General features: G+C 73.5%; 2 protein-coding genes. One reads left to right on the top strand and one right to left on the bottom strand.

The genetic code is table 11. From position 1 onward, the window contains the following. A partial coding sequence (locus tag IEZ31_RS53595) for an EAL and HDOD domain-containing protein (protein WP_190257899.1) occupies window positions 1-1,197 on the bottom strand: 1,197 nt, incomplete at its 3' end. Window positions 1,198-1,271: 74 nt separating this feature from the next. On the opposite strand from IEZ31_RS53595, the gene IEZ31_RS53590 reads away from it, so the two are divergent. Beyond that, window positions 1,272-2,294: a threonine aldolase family protein gene (locus tag IEZ31_RS53590; protein WP_190257912.1), complete on the top strand. Its 1,023-nt coding sequence runs from the start codon at window positions 1,272-1,274 to the stop codon at window positions 2,292-2,294. Window positions 2,295-2,765 lie beyond the last annotated feature (471 nt).

The raw sequence follows: 2,765 nt of genomic DNA, 5'->3' as shown, positions 1-2,765 counted from the left end.
CCGGGTCGACCAGCGCAGCGCGTCCAGGTAGCACCGGGCCGGGTCGGCGGCCTCGACCGCGCCACCGGACAGGTACGCGTCGGCGAGGCCCAGCGCCCGCCCGACCGGCCCGCCGCCGGTGGTGATCGCCTCGACCAGGTCGTCGGCCAGGGGCAGCTGCGCGGCGAGCGCGGCCGGCGTGGTGTCGAGCAGCCCGGCGATGCTGCTGATGAGCCCGGCCGTGAACGCCGTTTCCGGCGCCGCGCCGACGTCCCCGGCGAGGTGCTGGCACAGCCGGGCCCGGGTCACCGCGTCGGTGAACTGGTCGACGGTACCGGCGGCGACGTCATCGACGATCATCAGCATGGCCCACTGCCGGACGTGGGTCAGCCCGAGCAGCACGACGGCCTGGCGCAGCGAGGTGACCGGCCGCGACGGCGCCACGGCCGCCGAGTTGCACGCTTTGAGCAGCCTGAGGGCGAGGGCCGGGTCGTCGGCGATGACCCGGAGCACCTCGTCGAGGTTGCCGTCGGCCGCGCCGAGCGCGCCGAGCAGCCGCAGGCGCGAGAGGCGCGACGGCGCGAGGCCGGTCGCCGTGAGCACCTCGGGCCGGCTCAGCGCATACCCCTGCAGCAGCTCGCACCCGAAGCGGTCGGCCAGGGCGCGTTCCCGGTCGGACTCGATGCGTTCGCCGACGAACCGGATCCCGTGGTACTGCCGGCAGAGCGCGACGATCGCGTCGAGCTGCTCCGGCGGGGTGTCGAGCAGGTCGAGCTTGACGTAGGCGGCCAGCCCCAGCAGCCGCTCGTGCCCGGCGCCGAACACGAAGTCGTCGAGCGCGATGCGGTACCCCTCGTCGCGCAGCCGCGCCACGCCCCGCTCGACCGCCTCGTCGACGGTGACGGTCTCCAGCACCTCGAGCACGACCCGCTCCGGCCCGAACGGCAGCGGCAGCTCCCCGACCAGGAACTCCCGCGTCAGGTTGATGAAGCACGGCCGGTCCCCGGCGATCTCGTTCACCCCGAACTCGGTGAACGTGTTCGTGATCACCTGGCTGGTCGCGAACGTGTCCCGCCGCCCCGCCGCCACGGCGTCGAGCCGCCCCCGGAACAGCAGCTCGTACGCCGCGACGGCCCCGTCCCGGTCGTAGATCGGCTGCCGCCCGACGTGGACGGTCTGCGTTTGCTGCGGTGCGTTCGGGGCGGCCGGTGAAGTCACGCCGCGGACATCGGCACGGCCGGTCCGGGCTTTCGGATTTTGTCGTACCTCGGGGGCAGGATGTGGGCGTGGAGATGTCCTGGAGGTTCGCGAGCGACAACACCGCGGGCGTGCACCCGGCCGTCCTCGCGGCGATCGCCGCCGCCAACGCGTCCACGGCCCCGTCCTACGGCGCGGACACGGTCACCGCCCGGGCCGTGGCCCTGCTGCGCGCCCACTTCGGCGCGGCGGTGGACGTGGCGTTCGCCCTGACGGGCACGGCCGCGAACATCATCGCCCTGGCCGCGATGCTCCGCCCCCACGAGGCCGTCCTGTGCGCGACGACGTCCCACATCCTGGCCGACGAGGCCGGCGCTCCGGAGCGCTTCCTGGGCAGCAAGCTGGTCGGCGTCCCGACTCCCGACGGCCGCCTGACGGTCCCGCTCCTCGAGGCGGCCACCTGGCCGCCGGACGACCCGCACCGCCCGCTCCCGCGGGTCGTCTCCCTGGCCCAGCCGACGGAGCTGGGCACGGTGTATCCGTTGTCGTCGCTGCGCGAGATAGCCGCGTGGGCGCACGCGCACGACCTGCTCGTCCACGTCGACGGCGCCCGCCTGTCCAACGCCGCGGTGTCGCTCGGCACCGACCTGTCGGCCTTCGCGGCGTGCGACATCGACGTCCTGACGTTCGGCGCGACGAAGAACGGCGCGCTGGGCGCCGAGGCCGTCCTGTTCCTCAACGCCGCCCTGGCGGCTCCCCGCCACCACCTCCAGAAGCAGGCGATGCAACTGACGTCGAAGATGCGCTTCGTGGCGGCCCAGCTGACGGCGCTGCTGGACGACGACCTGTGGCACGCAAACGCAACCCGGGCCAACCAGACGGCCGCGGCGCTGTCGGCCGCGGTGCAGCCCTTACCCGGCACGACCCTGGCCCACCCGACGCAGTCCAACGCGGTCTTCGCCCGAATCCCACGGGCGGCGGCCGCCCACCTCCGGAAGACCTACGCCTTCGAGTGGCACCCCGAGTCAGCAACGGCCCGCTGGATGACCTCGTTCAACACCACCGACCAGGAGGTGACGACCTTCGCCACGGCCCTGCAGCGCGCGCTGCAGCGCTGACCCGCGCCCGGCACACCACCGACTCCCACTGAATCCCACTGAATCCCACTGAATCCCACCGAATCCCACGGCAGCCCCCGCGCGGCCGCGCCGAACGCTGCGACAGCGCCGAATGCCGCGTGCGGGGCCGAACGCTGCGGGCACGGACCGAACGCTGCGGGCAGGGGCGGCACCCTGTCAGATGCTTGGAGGCCGCCCGCTCCGATGTGCCCGCCCACTCCGGTTGCGGCATCGCACTCGCCCTGCCCGAGCCGTCCGGCGCAGGTGTCACGGGCGGCCCCCGATCACGTGCCGCAGCAAACCGGTGAACCCCGCCGCGTCGCGTTTCGCGTCCTAGGAAGCTAGGTTACTACCCTCTGGCCGGGGTCGTTTGGCGCTGCGCCTTGTCGCCGCACATCGCCCGCGGCCGCCGCGGCGTCGGCCATGGACCGCCAACGGTGGGCGGACTCCATGATCGTTGGCACCATCTGG

The organism is Dactylosporangium sucinum, from assembly GCF_014647515.1.
Taxonomy (GTDB): Bacteria; Actinomycetota; Actinomycetes; order Mycobacteriales; family Micromonosporaceae; genus Dactylosporangium; species Dactylosporangium sucinum.
The sequence above is the reverse complement of the archived record's forward strand: the minus strand, read 5'-3'. Positions and strand labels throughout refer to the sequence as shown.